The 22823-nt window shown below is 62.1% G+C and carries 22 protein-coding genes and 1 pseudogene; 7 read left to right on the forward strand and 16 right to left on the reverse strand.

Annotated elements, in window-relative coordinates; translation table 11 throughout:
- Nucleotides 1-171 precede the first annotated feature (171 nt).
- From LOY22_RS26460 to LOY22_RS26470, 3 genes are all read right to left on the reverse strand, one after another.
- The gene (locus LOY22_RS26460; protein ID WP_003213368.1) at nt 172-447 is read right to left on the reverse strand and encodes an HU family DNA-binding protein; all 276 of its coding nucleotides are present in this window, start codon (nt 445-447) and stop codon (nt 172-174) included.
- A gap of 187 nt (nt 448-634) precedes the next feature.
- Nucleotides 635-1783, reverse strand: coding sequence for an NAD(P)/FAD-dependent oxidoreductase (locus LOY22_RS26465; protein WP_093377970.1), 1149 nt, complete (start codon nt 1781-1783; stop codon nt 635-637).
- Between the two features lie 34 nt (nt 1784-1817).
- A complete protein-coding gene (locus LOY22_RS26470; RefSeq protein WP_045199533.1) occupies nt 1818-1985 on the reverse strand; it encodes a rubredoxin in 168 nt (55 codons plus the stop codon).
- Between the two features lie 168 nt (nt 1986-2153).
- On the opposite strand from LOY22_RS26470, the gene LOY22_RS26475 reads away from it, so the two are divergent.
- Nucleotides 2154-2717: a chorismate lyase gene (locus tag LOY22_RS26475; protein ID WP_045199531.1), complete on the forward strand. Its 564-nt coding sequence runs from the start codon at nt 2154-2156 to the stop codon at nt 2715-2717.
- Nucleotides 2717-3604 carry a 4-hydroxybenzoate octaprenyltransferase gene (gene ubiA / locus LOY22_RS26480; RefSeq protein WP_093377965.1) on the forward strand — a complete coding sequence of 296 codons (888 nt, stop codon included), beginning with the start codon at nt 2717-2719 and terminating at the stop codon, nt 3602-3604. The genes LOY22_RS26475 and ubiA overlap by 1 nt, the downstream gene beginning before the upstream one ends.
- A 60-nt stretch (nt 3605-3664) precedes the next feature.
- Here ubiA and LOY22_RS26485 read toward each other — a convergent pair.
- Nucleotides 3665-4038: pseudogene (locus tag LOY22_RS26485) on the reverse strand (hypothetical protein).
- Nucleotides 4039-4184: 146 nt separating this feature from the next.
- Here LOY22_RS26485 and phoB point away from each other — a divergent pair.
- From phoB to LOY22_RS26500, 3 genes are all read left to right on the forward strand, one after another.
- Nucleotides 4185-4874: a phosphate regulon transcriptional regulator PhoB gene (gene phoB / locus LOY22_RS26490; protein WP_010225936.1), complete on the forward strand. Its 690-nt coding sequence runs from the start codon at nt 4185-4187 to the stop codon at nt 4872-4874.
- 115 nt (nt 4875-4989) lie between these two features.
- Nucleotides 4990-6300, forward strand: a complete 1311-nt coding sequence (phoR, locus tag LOY22_RS26495) for a phosphate regulon sensor histidine kinase PhoR (RefSeq protein ID WP_045199526.1) — start codon at nt 4990-4992, stop codon at nt 6298-6300.
- A 113-nt stretch (nt 6301-6413) separates the two neighbouring features.
- Nucleotides 6414-7754, forward strand: coding sequence for a hemolysin family protein (locus tag LOY22_RS26500; RefSeq protein WP_045199523.1), 1341 nt, complete (start codon nt 6414-6416; stop codon nt 7752-7754).
- A gap of 6 nt (nt 7755-7760) precedes the next feature.
- On the opposite strand, the gene LOY22_RS26505 is transcribed toward LOY22_RS26500, so the two are convergent.
- The 8 genes from LOY22_RS26505 to LOY22_RS26540 form a co-directional block, all read right to left on the reverse strand.
- On the reverse strand, nt 7761-8657 hold the full coding sequence (locus tag LOY22_RS26505) for a peptidoglycan DD-metalloendopeptidase family protein (RefSeq protein ID WP_093377951.1): 897 nt from the start codon (nt 8655-8657) through the stop codon (nt 7761-7763).
- Nucleotides 8658-8900: 243 nt separating this feature from the next.
- A complete protein-coding gene (locus LOY22_RS26510) occupies nt 8901-9797 on the reverse strand; it encodes a response regulator (protein WP_045199519.1) in 897 nt (298 codons plus the stop codon).
- 152 nt (nt 9798-9949) lie between these two features.
- Nucleotides 9950-10708 (reverse strand): phosphate signaling complex protein PhoU, encoded by a 759-nt coding sequence (gene phoU, locus LOY22_RS26515; RefSeq protein ID WP_038997986.1) that lies wholly within the window; start codon nt 10706-10708, stop codon nt 9950-9952.
- Between the two features lie 121 nt (nt 10709-10829).
- Nucleotides 10830-11663 carry a phosphate ABC transporter ATP-binding protein PstB gene (gene pstB, locus LOY22_RS26520; RefSeq protein ID WP_045199517.1) on the reverse strand — a complete coding sequence of 278 codons (834 nt, stop codon included), beginning with the start codon at nt 11661-11663 and terminating at the stop codon, nt 10830-10832.
- 97 nt (nt 11664-11760) lie between these two features.
- Nucleotides 11761-13377 carry a phosphate ABC transporter permease PstA gene (gene pstA / locus LOY22_RS26525; protein ID WP_258597849.1) on the reverse strand — a complete coding sequence of 539 codons (1617 nt, stop codon included), beginning with the start codon at nt 13375-13377 and terminating at the stop codon, nt 11761-11763.
- A gap of 71 nt (nt 13378-13448) precedes the next feature.
- The gene (locus tag LOY22_RS26530) at nt 13449-15737 is read right to left on the reverse strand and encodes an ABC transporter permease subunit (protein ID WP_045199513.1); all 2289 of its coding nucleotides are present in this window, start codon (nt 15735-15737) and stop codon (nt 13449-13451) included.
- 139 nt (nt 15738-15876) lie between these two features.
- A complete protein-coding gene (locus LOY22_RS26535) occupies nt 15877-16875 on the reverse strand; it encodes a phosphate ABC transporter substrate-binding protein PstS (protein ID WP_045199510.1) in 999 nt (332 codons plus the stop codon).
- 161 nt (nt 16876-17036) lie between these two features.
- Nucleotides 17037-18326, reverse strand: coding sequence for an MFS transporter (locus LOY22_RS26540; protein ID WP_045199508.1), 1290 nt, complete (start codon nt 18324-18326; stop codon nt 17037-17039).
- A gap of 373 nt (nt 18327-18699) precedes the next feature.
- Between LOY22_RS26540 and LOY22_RS26545 the strand changes: the two genes are divergently transcribed.
- Entirely contained in the window at nt 18700-19101 is a 402-nt protein-coding gene (locus tag LOY22_RS26545; RefSeq protein ID WP_009402429.1) for an acyl-CoA thioesterase, read from the forward strand.
- 72 nt (nt 19102-19173) lie between these two features.
- A complete protein-coding gene (locus LOY22_RS26550) occupies nt 19174-20070 on the forward strand; it encodes a D-hexose-6-phosphate mutarotase (protein WP_258595535.1) in 897 nt (298 codons plus the stop codon).
- Nucleotides 20071-20135: 65 nt separating this feature from the next.
- Here LOY22_RS26550 and LOY22_RS26555 read toward each other — a convergent pair whose 3' ends face one another.
- The 4 genes from LOY22_RS26555 to purE all read right to left on the reverse strand — a co-directional run bounded on the left by LOY22_RS26555 (nt 20136) and on the right by purE (nt 22646).
- Nucleotides 20136-20669 (reverse strand): DUF3299 domain-containing protein, encoded by a 534-nt coding sequence (locus LOY22_RS26555; protein WP_045199652.1) that lies wholly within the window; start codon nt 20667-20669, stop codon nt 20136-20138.
- 50 nt (nt 20670-20719) lie between these two features.
- Nucleotides 20720-20968 carry a GlsB/YeaQ/YmgE family stress response membrane protein gene (locus tag LOY22_RS26560; protein ID WP_045199503.1) on the reverse strand — a complete coding sequence of 83 codons (249 nt, stop codon included), beginning with the start codon at nt 20966-20968 and terminating at the stop codon, nt 20720-20722.
- 93 nt (nt 20969-21061) lie between these two features.
- The gene (locus tag LOY22_RS26565) at nt 21062-22144 is read right to left on the reverse strand and encodes a 5-(carboxyamino)imidazole ribonucleotide synthase (protein WP_093377936.1); all 1083 of its coding nucleotides are present in this window, start codon (nt 22142-22144) and stop codon (nt 21062-21064) included.
- A gap of 10 nt (nt 22145-22154) precedes the next feature.
- Nucleotides 22155-22646 carry a 5-(carboxyamino)imidazole ribonucleotide mutase gene (gene purE / locus LOY22_RS26570; protein ID WP_038615995.1) on the reverse strand — a complete coding sequence of 164 codons (492 nt, stop codon included), beginning with the start codon at nt 22644-22646 and terminating at the stop codon, nt 22155-22157.
- Nucleotides 22647-22823 lie beyond the last annotated feature (177 nt).

A 22823-nucleotide genomic window follows, 5' to 3' on the forward strand; every position in this document is an offset into this window, starting at 1 on the left:
TGCGCTAGCGGTTAGTGCAAATCCTTCGGTCTTCATCACGGCCCTCCCTGGACACTTCCCCGTCCTTGCGACGGCGGCCGCGTATGCTAGCCAGATGCCAGGGCGGCGGCAATAAAAAACGGGCACCTTGTGCGGTGCCCGTTTTTCACTGCAATCGATCTGTGCGAGGCATCACGGATTGACGCTGTCCTTCAGGGATTTGCCTGGTTTGAAAGCAACGGTGTTGCTGGCCTTGATCTTGACCGGCTCGCCGGTTTGCGGGTTTTTGCCCGTGCGGGCACCGCGGTGGCGCTGCAGGAAGGTACCGAAGCCGACCAGGGTCACGCTGTCCTTGCGGTGCAGGGCGCCGGTGATTTCTTCGAGCACGGCGTTGAGCACGCGGTTGGCTTGCTCTTTGGTGAGATCAGCCTTTTCCGCAATGGCGGCGGCGAGTTCTGGTTTACGCATAGTGAAGCCTCTTTGACGGTTTTTTTGTTGTTATGCCGTGCTGCTCTTGAAGAACAGCGCCCAAGGCACCGCAGGCTCTAAACTGCGGCAGACGGAGTGAGAATGGCATGCCCTCAGGGGCCGCGCCAGTCTCTGGGCGGCCATTGTTGGGGCAAAGGCAGGGGAAATCCGACAGAACGCCGGTTATTTACGCCATCAGCGCCGGAAGTTGCCGATTTAGAGCCAGCTTGTCCATGACGGCGGTGCCGGTCAGGGCATAGCCCAGCAGTTGGCCGTCTGCGTCATGGCAGAGCACCTTGAGGTCGGCGCCCTGGCCTTCAACGCTCCACTGGCCCTCACGGCCATGGGGCACAGGCGACACCACCAGCGGGCAGGCCGGGGTTTTAACCGTAACCGGCATCGGCCCGTAGGCGACCGCTGTCGGGTTGCCGGCCAGGGTTTGCGCCAGCGCCCGGGCGCAACTCATCAACGGCATCACATACAGCAGATTGAGGCCATCGACTTCGGCGCAATCACCGAGGGCGAAGATGTTGGCGTGGGAGGTACGCAGCTGGCGATCAACCACTACGCCGCGATTGACCTGCAACCCCGCAGCCGAGGCCAGGTCGATGCGTGGGCGCAGGCCAACAGCCGAAACCACCAGGTCGCAAGCAATCACACTGCCGTCGGACAAGTGCGCTTCCAGGCCCTGCTCCAGCCGCTGCAGGCGGGTCAGTACCGGGCCCAGGTGGAAACGCACGCCCAGCTCTTGAAGGCCGGCCTGAACCGCGGCTGCCGCCATCGGGTGCAGCAAGGTCGGCATGACCTGCTCGCACGGCGCCACCAGCTCGACCTGATAGCCACCCAGGCTCATGTCGTTGGCGAACTCACAGCCGATCAGGCCGGCGCCGAGGATCAGCACCCGTTGCTTGCCAGCGGCGGCGGCACGGAAACGGGCGTAGTCTTCGAGGTCGTTGATCGGGAAGATCAGCTCGCCTGCATCGCCTTCGACCGGCACCCGCACGGTTTCGGCGCCCCAGGCCAGGATCAGGTCGCGGTAGTGAACCTGCTCTTCACCGATCCACAGGCGTTTGTGGCCCGGGTCGATGCCGCTGATGCGGGTGTGGGTGCGCACCTCGGCCTTGAGCTGCTCGGCCATGGCGCCGGGTGCGGCCATGCTCAGGCCGTCGGCGTCCTTGTTCTTGGCGAAACCGGTGGAAAGCATCGGCTTGGAGTAGGAGCGGCCGTCGTCGGCGGTAATCAGCAACAACGGCGTATCGCCGTCGAGCTTGCGAAACTCGCGAGCCAGGTTGTAACCCGCCAGACCTGTACCGACAATCACCACTGGAGCCGTCATGCGCTGCCTTCCTTGAAATCTGATTGAAATGTGATCAGTTGATTTCGATCATCTCGAAATCCATCTTGCCGACACCGCAGTCCGGGCACAGCCAGTCTTCGGGTACGTCTTCCCACCTGGTGCCTGGAGCGATGCCGTCGTCCGGCCAACCGTCAGCTTCGTTGTAGACCAGGCCACAGACAATACATTGCCACTTTTTCATAACGCACTTCCTCGAAAGACTCAGGCATTGGAGTGGCCGCTCTCGTGAAGATTACAGTGGCGGCCATCAAAGAAAGGGCTTTGTACTGGAGCCAGGTGCCAGCATGCAAGCCGGATCGGGCAATCATGCTAAGCTCGGCGTCTCTCTGGCCTGTTATTCGATACCGCCGTGCCGTACGAAACATTGCAAGCGCCCGCTGCACTCTGGCTGCAGCACCCTGACCTGGCAGACAGCACATCGCCCACGACTCGCGACTGGTTGTACGACCAGGGCTCCCTGACCCGCCGCCTGATTCAATTATCCGCCGATCACTTTTGCGTGACACCCCTTTGCGAGGGCTGGCAACGCCTGCGCGAAGACGAATGCCAGGCCCTTGACCTGCCGTTGGGCAGCGAAGGCTGGGTGCGCGAAGTGTACTTGCGCGGCCATGGCCAGCCCTGGGTGTTTGCCCGCAGCGTGGCCGCGCGCAGCTCGCTGGAAAGTGGCGGCCTGGACATGGAAGCGCTGGGCAGCCGCTCATTGGGCGAACTGCTGTTCTGCGAACAGGGCTTTGTCCGCCGGCCCATCGAGGTCTGCCACTATCCGCAGGCCTGGCTGCCGCTGGAGCAGTGCCATGCAGGCTTGTGGGGGCGCCGTTCGCGCTTTGATCGCGACGCCTTGAGCGTGCTGGTGGCCGAGGTGTTCTTGCCTACACTGTGGATTGCCGCCGACACCCCATCGGAGACCCGCTGATGTACCTGCAGTTGCTCAAGTCGTTCAATCGCCTGCACCCCCGGGCCTGGGACTTCATCCAGCTGAGCCGGATGGACCGTCCGATTGGCATCTACCTGCTGCTGTGGCCGACCCTTTCGGCCGTCTGGATTGCCGCCAAGGGCGCGCCGACCCTGGCCAACGTGCTGATATTCACCCTCGGCGTGGTGCTGATGCGCGCTGCCGGCTGCGCCATCAACGATTTCGCCGACCGCAAGGTCGATGGCCACGTCAAACGCACTGCCGACCGCCCGCTGGCCGCCGGACGGATCAATGCCCGCGAGGCGCTGACCCTGTTTGCGGTATTGGTCGGGGTGAGTTTCTTGCTGGTGCTGTGCACCAATGCCACCACGGTGTGGCTGTCGTTCGGCGCTGTGGCGCTGGCGGCCTGTTACCCGTTCATGAAGCGCTACACCTACTACCCGCAGGTGGTGCTGGGGGCGGCCTACTCCTGGGGCATCCCCATGGCCTTCACCGCCGCCACCGGCGAGCTGCCGGCCATCGCCTGGCTGCTGTACATCGCCAACCTGCTGTGGACCGTGGGCTACGACACGTACTACGCCATGGTCGACCGCGATGACGACCTGAAAATCGGGGTCAAATCCACCGCCATCCTGTTCGGCGAAGCCGATCGGGTGATCATCCTCACCTTGCAGGTATTGTCCCTTGGCTGCCTGTTACTGGCCGGCAACCGCTTCGAGCTGGGCGGCTGGTTCCACCTGGGACTGATGGCAGCCTTGCTGTGCTTTGCCTGGGAGTTCTGGTCGACGCGCAAGCTGGACCGCGAATCGTGCTTCAAGGCCTTCTTGCACAACCACTGGGCCGGGTTGCTGGTGTTTGTCGGCATCGTGCTGGATTACAGCTTCTGATTCATCGCGGGGCATGCCCGCTCCTACCTGTAGGAGCGGGCATGCCCCGCGAAAAAGCCATTACGGTTTGGCAACGTGCCAGACGTCCTTCATACCGTCGCCCACAGTGTCCCCGCCTTCTGGTCCTTGACGAAGGTGTACAGCGGCTTGCCATCATAGGCCCACTGCATGTTGCCGTCATCGCGCTTGATCTGTGTCCACTTGCCTTCGGCCTTCTCGCCATCCTTGACCATCAACGGCGGCCAGTTCTTGGCACAATCAGCGTTACACATGGATTTGCCGTCAGCGTCCTTGTCAAAGGTGTACAAGGTCATACCCTTATGGTCGACCCACATGCCGTCCTTCTCCATGGCATGATGAGCCGAGGCCACTCCCGGCAGCGCCAGGGCTACTGCAGCGAATAGACCCATCCAGTTCAGCGTATGTCGTGTCATTGGATTCACCGTAATTCTCGGGAGAGGGAATTTAAGCCTAGCCCAGTAACAGAATGTTGCTGCAATGGCCCACGAGCTGTCACACGACTGCAATAATTCCGTTATCTAATGCGGGCCAAGACACCTTTAATGGAAGAGGTTTAAGCATGGTTGGCAGAAACATTCTGATCGTTGACGACGAAGCGCCAATTCGCGAGATGATCGCCGTTGCATTGGAAATGGCCGGCTATGACTGCCTGGAAGCCGAAAACTCCCAGCAGGCCCACGCCATCATCGTCGACCGCAAGCCGGACCTGATCCTGCTCGACTGGATGCTCCCGGGCACCTCCGGTATCGAACTGGCCCGCCGCCTCAAGCGCGACGAGCTGACCGGCGACATCCCGATCATCATGCTCACCGCCAAGGGTGAGGAAGACAACAAGATCCAGGGCCTGGAAGTCGGCGCCGACGACTACATCACCAAGCCTTTCTCGCCGCGCGAGCTGGTGGCCCGGCTCAAGGCCGTGCTGCGCCGCGCCGGCCCGAGCGATGGCGAAGCGCCGATCGAAGTTGGCGGCCTGCTGCTCGATCCAATCAGCCACCGGGTGACCATCGACGGCAAGCCGGCCGAAATGGGCCCGACCGAATACCGCCTGCTGCAATTCTTCATGACCCACCAGGAGCGCGCCTACACCCGTGGCCAGCTGCTCGACCAGGTCTGGGGCGGCAACGTCTATGTCGAGGAACGCACCGTCGACGTGCATATCCGCCGCCTGCGCAAGGCGTTGGGCGATGCCTACGAAAATCTGGTACAAACCGTCCGCGGCACCGGTTACCGGTTCTCAACTAAAAGTTGAGAAAGCTGCAAGCTGTAAGCCCCAAGCTGCAAGAAAGAGCAAAAGCACACGCAGATCCGCTTCAACCTTGCAGCTTGTAGCTTGCAACGTGCAGCTGATCCGCTAAGGATCCCAATTGAACCAGAACTGGCATGGCACCCTGATTCGCCACATGCTGTTGCTGATCACCGTCTGCCTGCTGGCCGGCCTGATCAGCGGCTACTATGGCTGGAGCCTGGCCCTGGGCCTGGCGATCTACCTGGGCTGGACCCTCAAGCAACTGCTGCGCCTGCACGAATGGCTGCGCCTGCACAAACCCGATGAAGCACCGCCCGATGGCTATGGCTTGTGGGGCGAGGTGTTCGACAGCATCTACCATCTGCAACGCCGCGACCAGCGCGTGCGCGGGCGTCTGCAGGCGGTGATCGACCGGGTGCAGGAGTCCACCGCCGCCCTCAAGGATGCGGTGATCATGCTCGACAGCGATGGCAACCTGGAGTGGTGGAACCGCGCCGCGGAAACCCTGCTCGGCCTCAAGACCCCGCAGGACAGCGGCCAGCCGGTAACCAACCTGGTACGTCACCCACGCTTCAAGGAGTACTTCGAGCAGGAGAACTACCTCGAACCGCTGGAGATCCCCTCGCCGATCAACGACCGCATGCGCGTGCAACTGCACATCACCCGTTACGGCAACAACGAGCACCTGATGCTGGTACGCGATGTCACCCGCATCCATCAGCTGGAGCAGATGCGCAAGGATTTCGTCGCCAACGTCTCCCACGAACTGCGCACGCCGCTGACGGTGATCGCCGGCTACCTGGAAACCCTGCTCGATAACGTCGAAGAGGTGAACCCGCGCTGGGTTCGTGCCCTGCAGCAGATGCAGCAGCAAGGCGGGCGCATGCAAACGCTGCTCAACGACCTGCTGTTGCTGGCCAAGCTGGAAGCCACCGACTACCCCTCGGACAACCAGCCAGTAGCGGTCGAGAGCCTGCTGCAATCGATCAAGGGCGACGCCCAGGCATTGTCCGGGCAGCGTAACCAGCGCATCAGCCTGGAGGCGCAGCCGGGCATTCGCCTCAAGGGTAGCGAGGCGGAGCTGCGCAGCGCCTTTTCCAACCTGGTGTTCAATGCAGTCAAATACACCCAGGACGAAGGCCAGATCCGCATCCGCTGGTGGGCCGACGAGCAAGGCGCACACCTGAGCGTGCAGGACTCGGGCATCGGCATCGACCCCAAGCATCTGCCACGCCTGACCGAGCGCTTCTACCGCGTCGACTCCAGCCGTGCCTCCAATACCGGTGGCACCGGCCTGGGCCTGGCGATCGTCAAGCACGTGCTGCTGCGCCATCGCGCGCGCCTGGAAATCAGCAGCGTGCCAGGCCATGGCAGCACCTTTACCTGCCATTTCGCCCCGGTGCAGATAGCCTCGCGCCAGGCATCCTGAGCCGCCGCCCTTTAAATTTGCGCAGTCAGCCGCTACATTGGCTGACTCGCGCCAGCTCATGCTGGCATTGCTGTACTCCCTTTCTTAAAAGACGGACCCCGTAAAACTCCATCATGGACCCTTCCCCTGGTTTCAACCTCGCTGCACTTTTCGCCGATTTCGGCATGATTCTTTTTGCTCTGCTGCTGGTTCTGCTCAACGGCTTCTTCGTTGCCGCCGAGTTCGCCATGGTCAAATTGCGCTCGACCCGGGTCGAGTCGATTGCCGAGCAGCATGGCTGGCGCGGGCAGATCCTGCGCACCGTACACAGCCAGCTGGACGCCTACCTGTCCGCTTGCCAACTGGGCATCACCCTGGCCTCGCTGGGCCTGGGCTGGGTCGGTGAGCCGGCCTTCGCGCACCTGCTCGAACCCCTGCTGGCCGCCGTCGGCGTTGAATCGCCGGAAGTCATCAAGGGCATCTCGTTCTTCAGCGCCTTCTTCGTCATCTCCTACCTGCACATCGTTGTCGGTGAGCTGGCGCCCAAGTCCTGGGCGATCCGCAAGCCCGAGCTGCTGTCGCTGTGGACGGCGGTGCCGCTGTACCTGTTCTACTGGCTGATGTACCCGGCCATCTACCTGCTCAACGCCAGTGCCAACGCCATCTTGCGTATTGCCGGCCAGGGCGAGCCCGGGCCGCACCACGAACACCACTACAGCCGTGAAGAACTCAAGCTGATCCTGCACTCCAGCCGTGGCCAGGACCCTAGCGACCAAGGCATGCGGGTACTGGCCTCGGCGGTGGAAATGGGCGAGCTGGAAGTGGTCGACTGGGCTAACTCGCGGGAAGACATGGTCTGCCTCGATGCCAACGCGCCGCTCAAGGAAATCCTCGCGATGTTCCGTCGGCACAAGTTCAGTCGCTACCCGGTACTCGATGCCGAGCGCGGCGAATTCATCGGCCTGCTGCACATCAAGGACCTGCTGCTGGAGCTGGCCGATCTCGACCATATCCCCGAGTCTTTCAACCTGGCCGAGCTGACCCGGCCGCTGGAGCGCGTGTCGCGGCACATGCCGCTGGCGCACCTGCTCGAGCAGTTCCGCAAAGGCGGTGCGCACTTTGCGCTGGTCGAGGAAGCCGACGGCAAGGTCATCGGCTACCTGACCATGGAGGACGTGCTGGAAGTGCTGGTTGGCGACATCCAGGACGAACACCGCAAGGCCGAGCGCGGCATCCTCGCCTACCAGCCGGGCAAGCTGCTGGTACGCGGCGACACCCCGCTGTTCAAGGTCGAGCGCCTGCTTGGCGTGGATCTGGACCACATCGAGGCCGAAACCCTCGCCGGCCTGGTCTACGAGACCCTCAAGCGGGTTCCGGAAGAGGAAGAGCTACTGGAAGTCGAAGGCCTGCGCATTATCATCAAAAAGATGAAGGGGCCGAAGATCGTCCTGGCCAAGGTGCTCAAGCTCGATTGAGCCGCCTCAGGGGTTGCCGGCGGTAAAGTTCGGCAGCCCGCCGACGGGCTGGTTGAACTGGTAGGGTATCGACTCCAGCGCCAGCCCGACGTTGCGCTGCACCACAAAGTGCAAGTGCGGGCCGCTGCTGTTGCCGGTATTGCCGGATTTTGCCAGCGGCGTGCCGTACACCACCCGCTGCCCTTCCCTGACCACCACTGAGCCGCGCATCAGGTGCAGGTACACGCCCATGGTGCCGTCTTCGTGAAGGATGCGCACAAAGTTGCCTGACGGATGACTGCCACGGCCGCTCTGGCTGTTTTCGGTCTTGATCACCACCCCTGCCCGTGCGGCGATGATCGGCGTGCCTTCAGGCATGGCGATGTCCATGGCATAACGGCCCTTGGGCCCGAAGTGGCTGTAGCGGCCATTGGGCCCCTGGGTCAGGCGAAAGGGCCCGCCGCGCCAGGGCAATGGGTAACGGAACGCCTGTTGACGCTGGCCCGGGTTGCCCAGGGCAAAATCGAACTTGCTCTTGTAGCTCACCGGCTTGCCGGGCTGGCGGGCACTGAGCAGCGTCAGTGCCACCGTGCTGCGCGCCGGCACCACTCGCCGCACCAAACGCGACGCCCCACCCTGGACATTGCCCAGGCGCTCCAGGCGCAGCTCTACCTCGACCGGCGCGTAGGTGTCGTTACGCGCACTGAAGCGCACGCCTGCGGCAAAGCGGTTGGCCTGCAACTGCACCTGGGTTTCCAGTTGCTCAACCATCCTGTCGCCAAAGACAAACGCCCGGCCGCCGGGAATCGGTCGATCGGAATAGGACACCACGCCGTAGGCGTCGGTACTTTTGTAAAGGGTCATGGCCAGCACAGGGCCGCAGGCCATGAGCAAGGCGCAGAACAGCAGCGTGCGTGCAGGCATGAGTAGTGGCTTTTTGACAGTGAGTGGTCTGTCGAAGCCTAGCAGCGGATTTTGGCGGGGGTATGGCGAGAGTGTTTCAGGGGTGTACCAGGAGACGAACGGTGCATTGATCGCCGGCAAGGCCGGCTCCTGTAGGAACCGGCTTGCCCCGCGAAGAGGCCAGCCCAGTCAATACATCAGGTGTTGTCTGGATTGCGACCGCTGCGCGCTCGATCGCGGGCAAGGCCCGCTCCCACAGGGCCTTCAGGCCCCTGGCACGAAGTGCTTCTGCGCCGAACCGCGGGCGATCAGGCGCGACAGGTAGTCGAGCTTCTGCGCATCCTGGTCAACAAACTTGAAGGTCAGTTGCAACCAGTCGCTGTCGGGTTTCGGCTCCAGCGCGGCAACCGCATGCAGGTAGCCGTTGAGGCGGGCGATCTCGGCGTTCTCGCCCTGCTCCAGGTCGAGTACCGCGCCTTCCAGAACCTGTGGCAGGGTTTCGCCACGGCGCACCACCAGCAGCGCTTCCTTGAGGCTCAAGGCCTTGATCACACACGGCTGCACGCCGCTTGGCAGGCGCAGTTGGCCCTGGCCACGCCCTGCCGGCGCCGCAGCTGCAGGCTTGGGAGCGCTCACCAGGGGTTTGGCCGCGGCTACCGGGGCCACCGGGGCTGTCGGCTTGACCGTTTCGGCACGGCCGCCAGTCAGGGCGCTCAGCGAGTCGTTGGCAAACGCCGACGTCGCGCGGGTCGGCGCACTGGCCAGCAAGGTGTCGAGCTTGCCGACCTTGGTCAGGGCTTTTTTCACCTTGGTCAGCAGTTGCTCGTTGGTGAACGGCTTGCCGACGAAATCCGAGACCCCGGCCTGAATCGCCTGGACCACGTTCTCCTTGTCGCCACGACTGGTCACCATGATGAACGGCAGGGTCTTCATCGACTCTTGCTGACGGCACCAGGTCAGCAGCTCAAGGCCGGACATTTCCGGCATTTCCCAGTCGCACAGGACCAGGTCGAAAGCCTCACGGCTTAGCAAGGTCTGGGCCTTGCGGCCGTTGACCGCATCTTCGATGACGATACCGGGGAAGTAGTTACGCAGGCACTTCTTGACCAGGTCGCGAATGAACGGCGCATCATCCACAACCAACACACTGACTTTACTCATCGCCACTCCTATTGAATCCCGACTAGCATAACGCTGACTGATGGCCATTTGCCAAACATTGGGTCACGCCGGGACTCGTTGTTTCGTTCGCGGCTGCCTCACCCGCAAACGAAAACGCCCGGCCAAGGCCGGGCGTTCATTCTCGGGCAGTCTTAGTTATCGTCAGATTTGCCCGGAACATTAGCCTTTTCGCCGCTGCGCTGAACCTCTTCCTGCATACGCTTGAGGCCCAGGTGACGGACGTCGGTACCGCGCACCAGGTAGATCACCAGCTCGGAGATGTTGCGCGCGTGGTCGCCGATACGCTCCAGCGAACGCAGCGCCCAGATCACGCTGAGAACGCGCGAGATCGAGCGTGGATCTTCCATCATGTAGGTGACCAGCTCGCGCAGCGCGGTCTTGTACTCGCGGTCGATGGTCTTGTCGTACTGGGCCACCGACAGCGCCAGGTCGGCGTCGAAACGGGCAAAGGCATCCAGGGCATCACGGACCATGTTGCGCACCTGGTCGCCGATGTGACGCACTTCAACGTAACCGCGAGGCGATTCGCCTTCTTCGCACAGCTGGATGGCACGACGGGCAATCTTGGTCGACTCGTCGCCGATGCGCTCCAGGTCAATTACCGACTTGGAAATGCTGATGATCAGGCGTAGGTCAGACGCCGCCGGCTGACGTCGGGCCAGAATGCGCACGCACTCTTCGTCGATGTTGCGCTCCATCTGGTTGATCTGCTCGTCGACTTCGCGCACCTGCTGGGCCAGGCCCGAGTCGGCCTCGATCAGCGCGGTAACCGCATCGTTGACCTGCTTCTCGACCAGGCCGCCCATCGCCAGGAGGTGGCTGCGAACCTCTTCGAGTTCGGCGTTGAACTGCTGGGAGATATGGTGGGTAAGGCTGTCTTTATCGATCATGCTTTCGCTCCGCGAAAAAGCTTCAAGTAGCAAGCTTCAAGCTTCAAGTTTGTTCGTGTCGTTCCCGGGCTTCACGCTCGCCACTTTCTTGCAGCTTGCGGCTTGAAGCTTGCAACTGCCGCTAGCCATACCGGCCGGTGATGTAGTCTTCGGTCTGCTTCTTCGCCGGGTTGGTGAACAGCGTGTCGGTATCACCGAACTCCACCAGCTTGCCCATGTACATGAATGCGGTGTAGTCGGAGACCCGCGCCGCCTGCTGCATGTTATGGGTAACGATGACGATGGTGTACTTGGACTTGAGCTCGTAGATCAGCTCTTCGACCTTCAGCGTCGAGATCGGGTCGAGTGCCGAGCACGGCTCATCGAGCAGCAGTACCTCCGGCTCCACGGCAATGGTACGGGCAATCACCAGGCGCTGCTGCTGACCACCGGACAGGCCCAGCGCCGACTCGTGCAGGCGGTCCTTGACCTCCTCCCACAGCGCCGCACCCTTGAGCGCCCACTCCACGGCTTCGTCGAGCACGCGCTTCTTGTTGATACCCTGGATACGCAGGCCGTAGACCACGTTCTCGTAAATGGTCTTGGGGAACGGATTGGGCTTCTGGAACACCATGCCAACCCGGCGGCGCAGTTCGGCGACGTCTTCGCCCTTGCGGTAGATGTTGTTGCCGTAAAGGTTGATCGCGCCGTCCACGCGGCAGCCGTCAACCAGGTCGTTCATGCGGTTGAAGGTGCGCAGCAAGGTCGATTTACCGCAGCCGGACGGGCCGATGAAAGCGGTCACACGCTGCTTGGGGATGTTCATGCTGACATCGAACAGCGCTTGCTTGTCGCCGTAGTACAGGCTCAGGCCTGGCACTTCGATGGCTACGGTTTCTTCAGCCAGGCGCAGGCTCTGTTTGTCGCGACCCAGGGCCGACATGTCTATACCGTGAGAATGGGTTTCATGTTGCATGATTTCACTCCGTTTGTAGCTGCATGCTTCTAGCTGCAAGCTGCAAGTTTGAGCAAAAGCGGCGTGTAGCTTGCCGCTTATGGCTAATAGCTTTCAGTCAACTGTCCAGCGCCTTGTACTTCTCGCGCAGGTGGTTACGAATCCATACCGCCGAGAGGTTCAGGGTGGCGATTACCAGCACCAGCAGCAATGCCGTGGCGTACACCAGCGGCCGCGCGGCCTCGACGTTCGGGCTCTGGAAGCCGACGTCATAGATGTGGAAGCCCAGGTGCATGATCTTCTGGTCCAGGTGCAGGTACGGGTAATTGCCGTCCACCGGCAGCGACGGCGCCAGCTTCACCACACCTACCAGCATCAGCGGCGCCACTTCACCGGCGGCGCGGGCCACGGCGAGGATCATGCCGGTCATCATCGCCGGGCTGGCCATTGGCAGGACGATCTTCCACAGGGTCTCGGCCTTGGTGGCACCGAGCGCCAGCGAGCCTTCACGGACCGTACGCGGAATCCGCGCCAGACCTTCTTCAGTGGCCACGATCACCACCGGCACCGCCAGCAGCGCCAGGGTCAGCGAAGCCCAAAGCAGCCCCGGGGTACCCAGGGTCGGCGCCGGCAGCGCTTCGGGGAAGAACAGCCGGTCGAGCGAGCCACCCAGCACATAGACGAAGAAGCCCAGGCCGAACACGCCGTAGACGATCGCCGGAACACCGGCGAGGTTGTTCACCGCAATACGGATCAGGCGGGTCACCGGGCCCTGACGCGCATATTCACGCAGGTACACCGCCGCCAGCACGCCGAACGGGGTGACGATCACGGCCATGATCAGGGTCATCATCACGGTACCGAAGATCGCCGGGAAGATCCCGCCTTCGGTGTTGGCCTCACGCGGGTCGTCGCTGAGGAATTCCCAGACCTTGGCAAAATACACGCCCAGCTTGGTGAAGATACCCATGCCGTTCGGCTGGTAGGCATGCACCACCTTGCTCAGGTTGATTTCCACCTCACGACCATTACCGTCCTTGGCCACCAGGCTGTCGCGGCCGAAGTCCTGGTGCAGGCCGCCCAGACGCTCTTCGATGGCCTTGTAGCGGTTGTTCAGCTCGGCGCGCTCGGCTTCGATATCGGCCTGGGCAGCGGCGTCCAGCTTGCCGTCCAGCTCCAGCTTGCGGGTCTGCAGGCGCAGACGCTCAAGACCGTAGTTGATCGCACCGATGTCCTTCTTCTCGAGCTTCTGCAGCTCGCCGGCCAGCTTGTCGGCACGCTTGAGGCGATCTTGCAGCTCGCGCCAGGCCGCCTGGCCTTCGGCGACGACCTTGCCGTTTTCCTTGACGCTGACCAGGTAGCCATAGAAGTTGCCCCACTCGCGGCGCTCCAGGGCGATCAGGTCGACCGGCTTGTGCTGGTCGATCAGCCATTCGCCGACCACCCAGGTGAAGTCGCTACCGTTGAGGTCGCGGTTACCGACCTTGATCAGCTCGCGGGTCATGAACTCCGGGCCTTCATCAGGCACCGGCAGGCCGGCACCTTTCAAACGGGCACGGGGTACCTCTTCCTTCTGCACCACTTCGCCAACGACGATGTGGTTGGCCTGGCCAGGCACGTTGTAGCTGGCTTGCAGCAGGTCGGCCGGCCAGAAATGGCCCAGGCCGCGCACGGCGATCACGGCGAGCAGACCGATGGTCATGATCACCGCGATGGCGACCGCGCCACCGCTCATCCAGACGCCGGGGGCGCCGCTCTTGAACCAGCTTTTGAGGGAATCCTTTTTCACGGATCGCTACCTTTCTATCAAAGCGACGAGTATTTCTTGCGCAGACGCTGGCGAATCAGCTCGGCCAAGGTGTTCATCACGAAGGTGAACATCAGCAGCACCAGCGCGGCGAGGAACAGCACACGGTAGTGACTGCCACCGACTTCCGACTCGGGCATCTCCACCGCAACGTTGGCCGCCAGGGTGCGCATACCTTCGAACAGGTTCATTTCCATGACCGGGGTGTTGCCGGTGGCCATCAGCACGATCATGGTTTCACCCACCGCGCGGCCCATGCCGATCATCAGCGCCGAGAAGATCCCCGGGCTTGCGGTCAGGATGACCACGCGGGTCAAGGTCTGCCATGGCGTGGCACCGAGTGCCAGCGAACCCAGGGTCAGGCTGCGCGGCACGCTGAACACGGCGTCTTCAGCGATCGAGTAGATGTTCGGGATCACCGCAAAACCCATGGCGATACCGACCACCAGGGCGTTGCGCTGGTCGTAGGTGATACCCAGGTCGTTGGTAATCCACAGGCGCATGTCGCCGTCGAAGAACCAGGTCTCGATGAACGGGCTCATGTACAGGGCGAACCAGCCGGTGAAGAGGATCACCGGGATCAGGATCGCCGCTTCCCAGCCATCCGGAACCCGCAGGCGCAGCGACTCGGGCAGGCGGCTCCAGGCGAAGCCGGCGACCAGGATGCCCAGCGGCATCAACAGGAACAGGCTGAACACACCCGGCAGGTGGCCTTCAAGGAACGGCGCCAGGAACAGGCCGGCGAAGAAGCCGAGAATCACCGTCGGCATCGCCTCCATCAGTTCGATCACCGGCTTGACCTTGCGGCGCATGCCCGGGGCCATGAAGTAGGCGGTGTAGATGGCGGCGGCAATGGCCAGCGGCGCAGCGAGGATCATCGCGTAGAACGCGGCCTTCAAGGTACCGAAGGTCAGCGGCGACAGGCTCAGCTTGGGTTCGAAGTCGGTGTTCGAGGCGGTCGACTGCCAGACATACTTGGGCTCGTCGTAGTTCTCGTACCAGACCTTGCTCCACAGCGCGCTCCAGGACACTTCCGGGTGCGGGTTCTTCAGGGTCAGCGGCAGCAGCTTGCCGCCTTCTTCGATGATGATGCGGTTGGCCCGTGGCGACAGCGCCAGAATGCCCGCGCCTTCAGCGGCCGGCTCGACCAGCAGGGTACGGTGCGCGGTGCTGTGGAACACGCCGAGCTTGCCGTCAGCGTCGAGGGCAACGAAGCCCTTGCGGCGCTCTTCGGCATCGATCTGCACCACCGGCGCCTTGCCCATCTGGAACTCGCGAATGCGCTTGAAGCGCTGCTCGCCATCCGGGTCGCGGGCCATGAACCACTGGGCCAGGCCACCCTTGGAGTCACCGATGATCAGCGAGATACCACCCACCAGCTGAGTGCTGGCGGTGACTTCGGCATTGCCGTCGTCAAGCAGCTTGTAGCGGCCGTTGAGGCTCTTGTCGCGCAGGCTGAAAACGTCAGCCTGGGCACGACCGTTGATCACATACAACCACTGCTGGCGCGGGTCGATGAAAATGGCTTTGACCGCTTCGGTCATCTGCGGCAGCTCGATACGGCTCTGCTCGCTGGTGACTTCGCCGGTCATCATGTTCTCTTCGCGGCTCAGCGACACCACCTGCAGGTGCGCACCGGTGGAACCGGCCACCACCAGGGTCTCGCCATTGACGTTGAGGCTGACATGCTCCAGCGCCCGGCCCTGGTCATCCAGGGCGAAGGGCTCCTGGCCATAGGGGTAGTCGATGGCCGGAGTGATGGTTTTCTTGTTGTCCGGGTAGGTGATCTTGTAGCTGTGGCTGAACACCAGCGCCTGGCCATTGGACAGGCCCAGCACCACCAGCGGGTTACCCGGCTGATCGGCACCGATCGAGGTCACCTGGGTGCCAGCCGGCACCGGCAGTTCGACGCGCTTGAGCTCGGCACCGCTCTTGGTGTCGAAGAACAGTGCCTGGCCCTTGTCGGAAACCCGCATGCCGACCAGGTTCTGCTCTTCCAGGGCGATCATCAGCGGCTTGCCGGCGTCCTGCTGCAGCCAGGTCGGCTCCAGAGCCTTCTTGCTGGTCAGGGTAGCGCCCTGGAACAGCGGTACGACCACATAGGCCAGGTAGAAGAAGATCAGGGTAATGGCTGCCAGCACGGCAAGCCCGCCCACCAGTACATACCAGCGGGTCAGGCGATCCTTGAGCGCACGCATGCGCCGCTTGCGTTGCAGTTCGGGCGTATTGAAGTCAATCCGCACGGGGGGAGAATTTTGGGTCATGGTGGAGTTGGCCAGATCATTCATGCGCACACCCTAGCGGTCCCGTATGACAAAAACATGACAATGCAGTGACGCAAAAAAGCCCGCCGCGCAGATACCCCTGGCAGCGGACTCGCAATGAGTGGCGAGACCGGGACAAAACCCGCCCCCGCCGGTCCTTCAGTTACTTCTTCGCAACGTTGCCGTTGTGATTCAGGCCCAGGTCAGCCAGGGCTTTATCAACCACTTTGGCTGGCAGCGGGATGTAACCATCCTTCACCACCACTTGCTGGCCGGCTTGCGACAGCACCAGCTTGACGAACTCGGCTTCCAGCGGGGCCAGAGGCTTGTTCGGCGCCTTGTTGACGTAGACGTAGAGGAAGCGCGACAGCGGGTAGGTGCCGTTCAGGGCGTTGGCTTCGTTGTCTTCAACGAAGGCACCGCCTTCTTTCTTGGCCAGGGCTACAGTCTTGACGCTGGCGGTCTTGTAGCCGATGCCCGAGTAACCGATGCCGTTCAGCGAGCTGCTGATCGACTGCACGACCGAAGCCGAGCCAGGTTGTTCGTTGACGTTAGGCTTGAAGTCGCCTTTGCACAGGGCTTCTTCCTTGAAGTAGCCGTAGGTGCCGGACACCGAGTTACGGCCGAACAGCTGCACTGGCTTGTTGGCCAGGTCGCCGGTCACGCCCAGGTCACCCCAGGTTTTCACGTCGGCCTTGGCGCCGCACAGGCGGGTCGAAGAGAAGATTGCATCGACCTGGGCCATGGTCAGGCCTTTGATCGGGTTGTCCTTGTGTACGAATACGGCCAGGGCGTCGACGGCAACCGGGATGGCGGTTGGCTTGTAGCCGTACTTCTGTTCGAAGGCCTGCAGCTCGACGTCCTTCATCTTGCGGCTCATCGGGCCGAGGTTGGCGGTGCCTTCAGTCAGCGCGGGTGGCGCGGTGGAGGAGCCGGCAGCCTGAATCTGGATGTTGACGTTCGGATATTCCTTTTTGTAGGCCTCGGCCCACAGGGTCATGAGGTTGGCCAGGGTATCGGAACCGACGCTGGAGAGGTTGCCCGACACACCGGTGGTCTTGGTGTAGGTCGGAATAGCAGGGTCAACAGCGGCAACCGCATTGGCGGTGGCAACGCCAGCGGCGACGAAAGTCAGGGCCGCCATCAAACGCTTCAGTTTCATGCCTTGCTCCTAGCAGGAATTGGGGTGAGATGGATCGGGCCCAAGTATCTGCAGGCCGTATGACTACTCTATGAATCGAATGTGACAATTAGATGAAAGGCCATCACCGGCGAGCGGTGATGGCCTTTTCAAAATGTTGCGAGGTCTGATTTAGAGCGGTTTCAGCGCTTTTTCGCGGTCAGATAAATACCCACCAGCAGACCAATGGTGCAGATACCAGCAACGTAATAAGCCGGCGCCATCGGGCTGAACTTGAGCATCGCGGTGACGGCCATCGGCGTCAGGCCGCCGAAGATCGCGTAGGCCAGGTTGTAGGAAAACGACAGGCCACTGAACCGAACTACCGGCGGGAAGGCTTTAACCATGACATACGGCACGGCGCCGACGATGCCGACACACAAGCCGGTCAAGGCATACAACGGGAACAGCCACTCGGGGTGGGTAGGCAGCGTGTGATAAAAGGTCCAGGAGGTCACCAGCAGCGCCAGGCTGCCAACAATGAACACCCGCCCGGCGCCAAAACGGTCGGCCAGCGCGCCGGTGCCGATGCAACCGAGGCTGAGCAGGACGATGGCCAGGCTGTTGGCCTTCAGCGAATCGGTCGGACTGACCTGATAAAGGCTCTGCAGCAGCGCCGGGGTCATCAGGATCACCACGACAATGCCGGCCGACAGCAGCCAGGTCAGCAGCATCGACAGCACGATGGCGCCACGGTGGTCGCGCAATACCGCGCGCAGCGGCACTTCTTCGGCCAGCGCCTTGCGCGCCTGCATCTCGGCAAACACCGGGGTTTCGTGCAGCCAGCGGCGCAGATAGACCGCGAACAAGCCAAACACGCCGCCGAGCAGGAACGGAATACGCCAGGCGTAATCGGCCACTTCCTGCTGGCTGTAAACCGTGTTGATCAGCGTCGCCACCAGCGAACCGAGCAGAATCCCGGCAGTCAGCCCCGCCGTCAGCGTGCCGCAAGCGTACCCGGTGTTGCGCGCCGGCACGTGCTCGGAGACGAACACCCAGGCGCCCGGCACTTCACCGCCAATCGCCGCGCCCTGGATCACCCGCATCACCAGCAACAGGATCGGAGCCCACAGGCCGATCTGCGCGTAGGTCGGCAGCAAGCCCATGATCAGGGTCGGCACCGCCATCATGAAAATGCTCAGAGTGAACATCTTCTTGCGCCCCAGCAGGTCGCCGAAGTGGGCCATGACGATGCCGCCCAGCGGCCGCGCCAGGTAGCCGGCGGCAAAGATGCCAAACGTTTGCATCAAACGCAGCCATTCAGGCATTTCGGCGGGAAAGAACAGCTTGCCGACCACCGTGGCGAAGAACACGAAGATGATGAAATCGTAGAACTCCAGCGCACCGCCCAGGGCGGAAAGCGACAAGGTCTTGTAGTCACTGCGGGTCAGCGGCCTCGAAGGCTGCGCGATACTGCCGGGCACGGAGGTCATAGGTCTCTCTTGTTTGGCATTTCTTATTGGGGGTGCAGGCCGCCTGGCACGCGGGTTTGGGCCTGGGCAGCCTGGAAAGATAGCAAATTGGCAGAAAAAGCACATAGCAGTACAAATTCAATACAAGTATTCATGACTGCATGGTCGTCGCTGCGCTTTCGGCTCTATATACTGGCCGCTTGTAGGAAAGGGTTGCGCCTTCTGAAGGATGTTGTGCGAAAACGCCGCTAGGTATGCTTAGTCGGTTTCGCAGAGTTTCCCTTCGCCGCCTGGCAAAGCGAAAGCAGCGTAGAATAGTTGTGCTGAATCGTTTTTCGAGGCGTCTGTCATAGCGCCAACCAACGAAGCGTCATGGGTCAGAGGCACCCCCGGCATGATTGAACTCGAACAAGAAGATCCTATCCCGCAAGGCGACCTGGCCTTGCAGATCACCGCATTGCCCCGTGAAACCAACGGTTTCGGCGATATCTTCGGCGGCTGGCTGGTCGCCCAGATGGACCTGGCCGGTACCGCCATGGCCAGTCGCGTTGCCGGTGGCCGGGTAGCTACCGTGGCCATCGATCGCATGGCATTCCTGGTGCCGGTGGCAGTCGGCGCGCAATTGTCCTTCTATACCCAGACCCTGGAAATCGGCCGCAGCTCGATCCAGATGATGGTCGAGGTGTGGAGCGACGACCCGCTGTCCAGCGAGTGGCGCAAGGTGACCGAAGCGGTATTCGTGTTCGTCGCCATCGACGGCAGCGGGCGCACCCGCTCGGTTCCTCCTCGTCGCTGAGACCGCTGCGCGGTAAACTCGAAGGTATGCAAGCGGTCCAAGGCCGTACGGCAAACCTACGAGATAAAGCGCATGTCCACACCCAAGGTCGAATCCGAAAAGCACGGCGAGCTCAATTGCTGGCGCATCACCAGCGACACGGCTGAATTGCTGGTCGCCCAGCAAGGCGCGCAGGTGCTCAGCTATCAGCGGCTCGGCGAGCCACCTTTGCTGTGGCTCAGCGAACAGGCCATCTTCAGGCAGGGCAAGTCCGTGCGCGCCGGGGCTCCGGTGTGCTGGCCCTGGTTTGGCATTTTCAAGCGCAACCCCGATGCCGTGCAGGCCATGTATCGCGCTGAAGACGGCCCGGCCCATGGCCTGGTGCGCGGTCGTGACTGGCAATTGCTGGGCATCGCCGTGAAGGACGGCAATGTAACAATCGAATTCACCCTGCCAGAGGCCAAAGGCGACCTGCCCGGCTGGCCACACATCGTTGAGCTCAAGCTGACCATCGTCATGGGCGAACAGCTGAGCATCACCCTCTCCAGCTATAACCTCGACAACGTCCCGGTCACCCTCAGCCAGGCGCTGCACAGCTACTTCGCGGTCAGCGATGTGCGCGAGGTCCAGGTCGAAGGTGTCGATGGTCTGAACTACATCGAAACCCTGGCCAACTGGGAGCAGCGCCAGCAGCAAGGCGCGCTGGGCTTTGCCGGTGAAACCGACCGCATTTATCTGCAGGCGCCCGAGCAACTGAGCATCGTCGACCCGGCCTGGAATCGTCGCGTGGTGATAACGGCCCAGGGTTCGCGTACGGCTGTGATCTGGAACCCCTGGACCGAGCGTGCCGCTGAGTTGCCGGACATGGCCGACGATGGCTGGCAGCGCATGCTCTGCATCGAGACCGCGAACGTGTGGGACGATGTGGTGACACTGGCGCCTGGGGCAACCCATTCGCTGAGTCTGAAAATCGATAGCGAACAGCTCTAGATCACTATCGCGGGGCAAGCCCGCTCCCACAGTATCCGGTGGGAGCAGGCTTGCCCCGCGATCATTCAAAGATCGGCGTCTTCCACCACCCGCACCTTGGCTGCATCCATTGCATAGGCCGCATCCGCCAGGTCATTGCTGACCGTCTCCACCTTCAACGTACCGTTGACCCACAGCGGCGTGTAGATATCGTCGAGCTTCAAGCCCTTGGGATAGCGCACCAGCACCAGCTGGTTCGGTGGTGGCGGCGGTACGTGGATGCAGGCGCCGGGGTAAGGCACCAGGAAGAACAACGTGCTGTTGCCCTTGGCGTCGGTTTCCAGCGGCACCGGATACCCGCCCAGGCGGATGTGCTTGCCATTCATGGCGGCCACGGTCTTGGTCGAATACATCACTGCCGGCAAGCCCTTGCTCTGCTTGAGGCCACCCTTTTCGCTGAAGGTGCCCATGGCTTCCGGGGAGTTGTGGTCGATTTCGGGCATCTGCTCGAGGGCTTTCTGGTCCGACTTGGGCATCAGCTCCAGCCAGTCGGTTTCCGGCAACTCAGCCCGGGCCAGGCCGCTCAGCAGCAACAGAGAAAGCAGTAATACACGGCGCATGAAAAAGCTCGGCAACGAAGGAATTCGGTGCCGAGCATTCTAGCCTGCCGTCAGCTCTTTTTGACGACCAGCCCGTAGATCACCAACAGGATAATCGCGCCCACCAGCGCGCCGAGGAAACCTGCACCCTCTCCAGCCTGATAGATGCCCAGCGCCTGGCCGCCGTAGGTCGCGGCGAGCGAACCGGCAATGCCCAGCAGAATGGTCATGATCCAGCCCATGCTGTCGTCGCCAGGCTTTAGAAAGCGTGCCAGCAGACCGACGATCAGGCCGATGAAGATGGTTCCGATGATACCCATGGCAATCCCTCTGAGTTGAATGGCGCATGCCAAAGCCTAGTCAGCGCTTTGGCATCCTGCCATCAGAGGGACAGCGGGGCGGGAAGGTTCCCTTCAGCCCTTGATCAGGGCTTCGACTTGCTGGATTTTTTGCTCCAGGGTCGTCAGGTCGTCGCAGCGCAGGGTGGCGTGGCCAACCTTGCGACCGACCTTGAAGGCCTTGCCGTAGTGGTGCAGGTGGCATTCGTCGATGGCGATCACCTGGTCGACTGCCGGCACTTCGCCGATGAAGTTGAGCATGGCGCTTTCGCCGACCTTGGCGGTCGAACCCAGCGGCAGGCCGGCAACGGCGCGCAGGTGGTTCTCAAACTGGCTGCACTCGGCGCCTTCGATGGTCCAGTGCCCGGAATTGTGCACCCGCGGGGCGATCTCGTTGGCTTTAAGGCCGCCATCGACTTCGAAGAACTCAAAGGCCAGCACACCGACGTAGTCGAGCTGCTTGAGCACGCGACCGGCGTAGTCTTCGGCCAGGCCCTGCAGCAGGTGGTCTTCGCTGGCCACCGACAAACGCAGGATGCCGTTCTCGTGGGTGTTGTGCACCAGCGGGTAGAAGCGGGTTTCGCCATCGCGTGCACGCACGGCGATCAGCGACACTTCGCCGGTGAACGGCACGAAGCCTTCGAGCAGGCACGGCACGCTGCCCAGTTCGGCGAAAGTACCCACAACATCTGCGGCAGTTCGCAGCACTTTCTGACCTTTGCCGTCATAACCCAAGGTGCGGGTCTTGAGCACGGCAGGCAAGCCGATGCTGGCAACGGCGGCCTCCAGGTCGGCTTGCGACTGGATATCGGCGAAGGCCGGGGTGGGAATGCCCAGGTCCTTGAACATGCTCTTTTCGAACCAGCGATCGCGGGCGATACGCAGCGACTCGGCGCTCGGGTAGACCGGCACGAACTGCGAAAGGAAGGCCACTGTTTCTGCCGGGACGCTTTCGAACTCGAAGGTCACCAGGTCAACTTCGTCGGCCAACTGCCGCAGGTGGTCCTGGTCACCGTAATCGGCGCGCAGGTGCTCGCCCAGGGGCGCCGCGCAGGCGTCCGGAGCCGGGTCGAGGAAAGCGAAGTTCATGCCCAGCGGAGTACCTGCCAGGGCCAACATGCGGCCCAGCTGGCCGCCACCGATTACACCGATTTTCATGCTTTTGACCTCAAGCCTGGCGCGGATCTGGATTGTCCAGAACGTTGTCTGTCTGCTCAGCGCGGAACTGTTTGAGCACAGTGTGGAACTGCGGGTGCTTGGCGCCGAGGATGCTCGCCGAGAGCAGCGCGGCGTTGATCGCGCCAGCCTTGCCGATCGCCAGGGTGGCAACCGGAATGCCGGCCGGCATCTGCACGATCGACAGCAGCGAATCGACACCCGAGAGCATCGACGACTGCACCGGTACGCCCAGCACCGGCAGGTGGGTCTTGGCCGCGCACATGCCTGGCAGGTGGGCAGCGCCACCGGCGCCGGCGATGATCACCTCGATGCCACGGCCTTCGGCCTCTTCGGCATACTGGAACAGCAGGTCCGGGGTACGGTGGGCAGAGACCACCTTGACCTCGTAGGGAATGCCGAGTTTTTCCAGCATATCGGCGGTGTGGCTAAGGGTGGACCAATCGGACTTGGAGCCCATGATCACGCCAACCAGTGCACTCATCGTCGAGCCTCTTCTCTTGGGCGCCCGCAGGCGCGTCAAAAAACAACAAGCCACGCGGGGACAACCGGCGTGGCTTGTTATACGAATTAGGGCCGGGTGAAACCGACCGAAGGCCGCGCAGTATATCGCAAAGCGGTGCGCTTAATGCACTCCGACGACCAACTGTCGGCCTTATTT

Origin of the sequence: Pseudomonas sp. B21-035 (genome assembly GCF_024748945.1) — a bacterium.
Classification (GTDB): Bacteria; Pseudomonadota; Gammaproteobacteria; order Pseudomonadales; family Pseudomonadaceae; genus Aquipseudomonas.

Bases quoted from the DNA above. Each gene is read 5' to 3' on its own strand.
- LOY22_RS26460 (WP_003213368.1), bottom strand. From the start codon at position 447: ATGCGTAAACCAGAACTCGCCGCCGCCATTGCGGAAAAGGCTGATCTC.
- LOY22_RS26465 (WP_093377970.1), bottom strand. From the start codon at position 1,783: ATGACGGCTCCAGTGGTGATTGTCGGTACAGGTCTGGCGGGTTACAAC.
- LOY22_RS26470 (WP_045199533.1), bottom strand. From the start codon at position 1,985: ATGAAAAAGTGGCAATGTATTGTCTGTGGCCTGGTCTACAACGAAGCT.
- ubiA (WP_093377965.1), top strand. From the start codon at position 2,717: ATGTACCTGCAGTTGCTCAAGTCGTTCAATCGCCTGCACCCCCGGGCC.
- phoB (WP_010225936.1), top strand. From the start codon at position 4,185: ATGGTTGGCAGAAACATTCTGATCGTTGACGACGAAGCGCCAATTCGC.
- LOY22_RS26500 (WP_045199523.1), top strand. From the start codon at position 6,414: ATGGACCCTTCCCCTGGTTTCAACCTCGCTGCACTTTTCGCCGATTTC.
- LOY22_RS26505 (WP_093377951.1), bottom strand. From the start codon at position 8,657: ATGCCTGCACGCACGCTGCTGTTCTGCGCCTTGCTCATGGCCTGCGGC.
- LOY22_RS26510 (WP_045199519.1), bottom strand. From the start codon at position 9,797: ATGAGTAAAGTCAGTGTGTTGGTTGTGGATGATGCGCCGTTCATTCGC.
- phoU (WP_038997986.1), bottom strand. From the start codon at position 10,708: ATGATCGATAAAGACAGCCTTACCCACCATATCTCCCAGCAGTTCAAC.
- pstB (WP_045199517.1), bottom strand. From the start codon at position 11,663: ATGCAACATGAAACCCATTCTCACGGTATAGACATGTCGGCCCTGGGT.
- pstA (WP_258597849.1), bottom strand. From the start codon at position 13,377: ATGAGCGGTGGCGCGGTCGCCATCGCGGTGATCATGACCATCGGTCTG.
- LOY22_RS26530 (WP_045199513.1), bottom strand. From the start codon at position 15,737: ATGAATGATCTGGCCAACTCCACCATGACCCAAAATTCTCCCCCCGTG.
- LOY22_RS26535 (WP_045199510.1), bottom strand. From the start codon at position 16,875: ATGAAACTGAAGCGTTTGATGGCGGCCCTGACTTTCGTCGCCGCTGGC.
- LOY22_RS26540 (WP_045199508.1), bottom strand. From the start codon at position 18,326: ATGACCTCCGTGCCCGGCAGTATCGCGCAGCCTTCGAGGCCGCTGACC.
- LOY22_RS26545 (WP_009402429.1), top strand. From the start codon at position 18,700: ATGATTGAACTCGAACAAGAAGATCCTATCCCGCAAGGCGACCTGGCC.
- LOY22_RS26550 (WP_258595535.1), top strand. From the start codon at position 19,174: ATGTCCACACCCAAGGTCGAATCCGAAAAGCACGGCGAGCTCAATTGC.
- LOY22_RS26555 (WP_045199652.1), bottom strand. From the start codon at position 20,669: ATGCGCCGTGTATTACTGCTTTCTCTGTTGCTGCTGAGCGGCCTGGCC.
- LOY22_RS26560 (WP_045199503.1), bottom strand. From the start codon at position 20,968: ATGGGTATCATCGGAACCATCTTCATCGGCCTGATCGTCGGTCTGCTG.
- LOY22_RS26565 (WP_093377936.1), bottom strand. From the start codon at position 22,144: ATGAAAATCGGTGTAATCGGTGGCGGCCAGCTGGGCCGCATGTTGGCC.
- purE (WP_038615995.1), bottom strand. From the start codon at position 22,646: ATGAGTGCACTGGTTGGCGTGATCATGGGCTCCAAGTCCGATTGGTCC.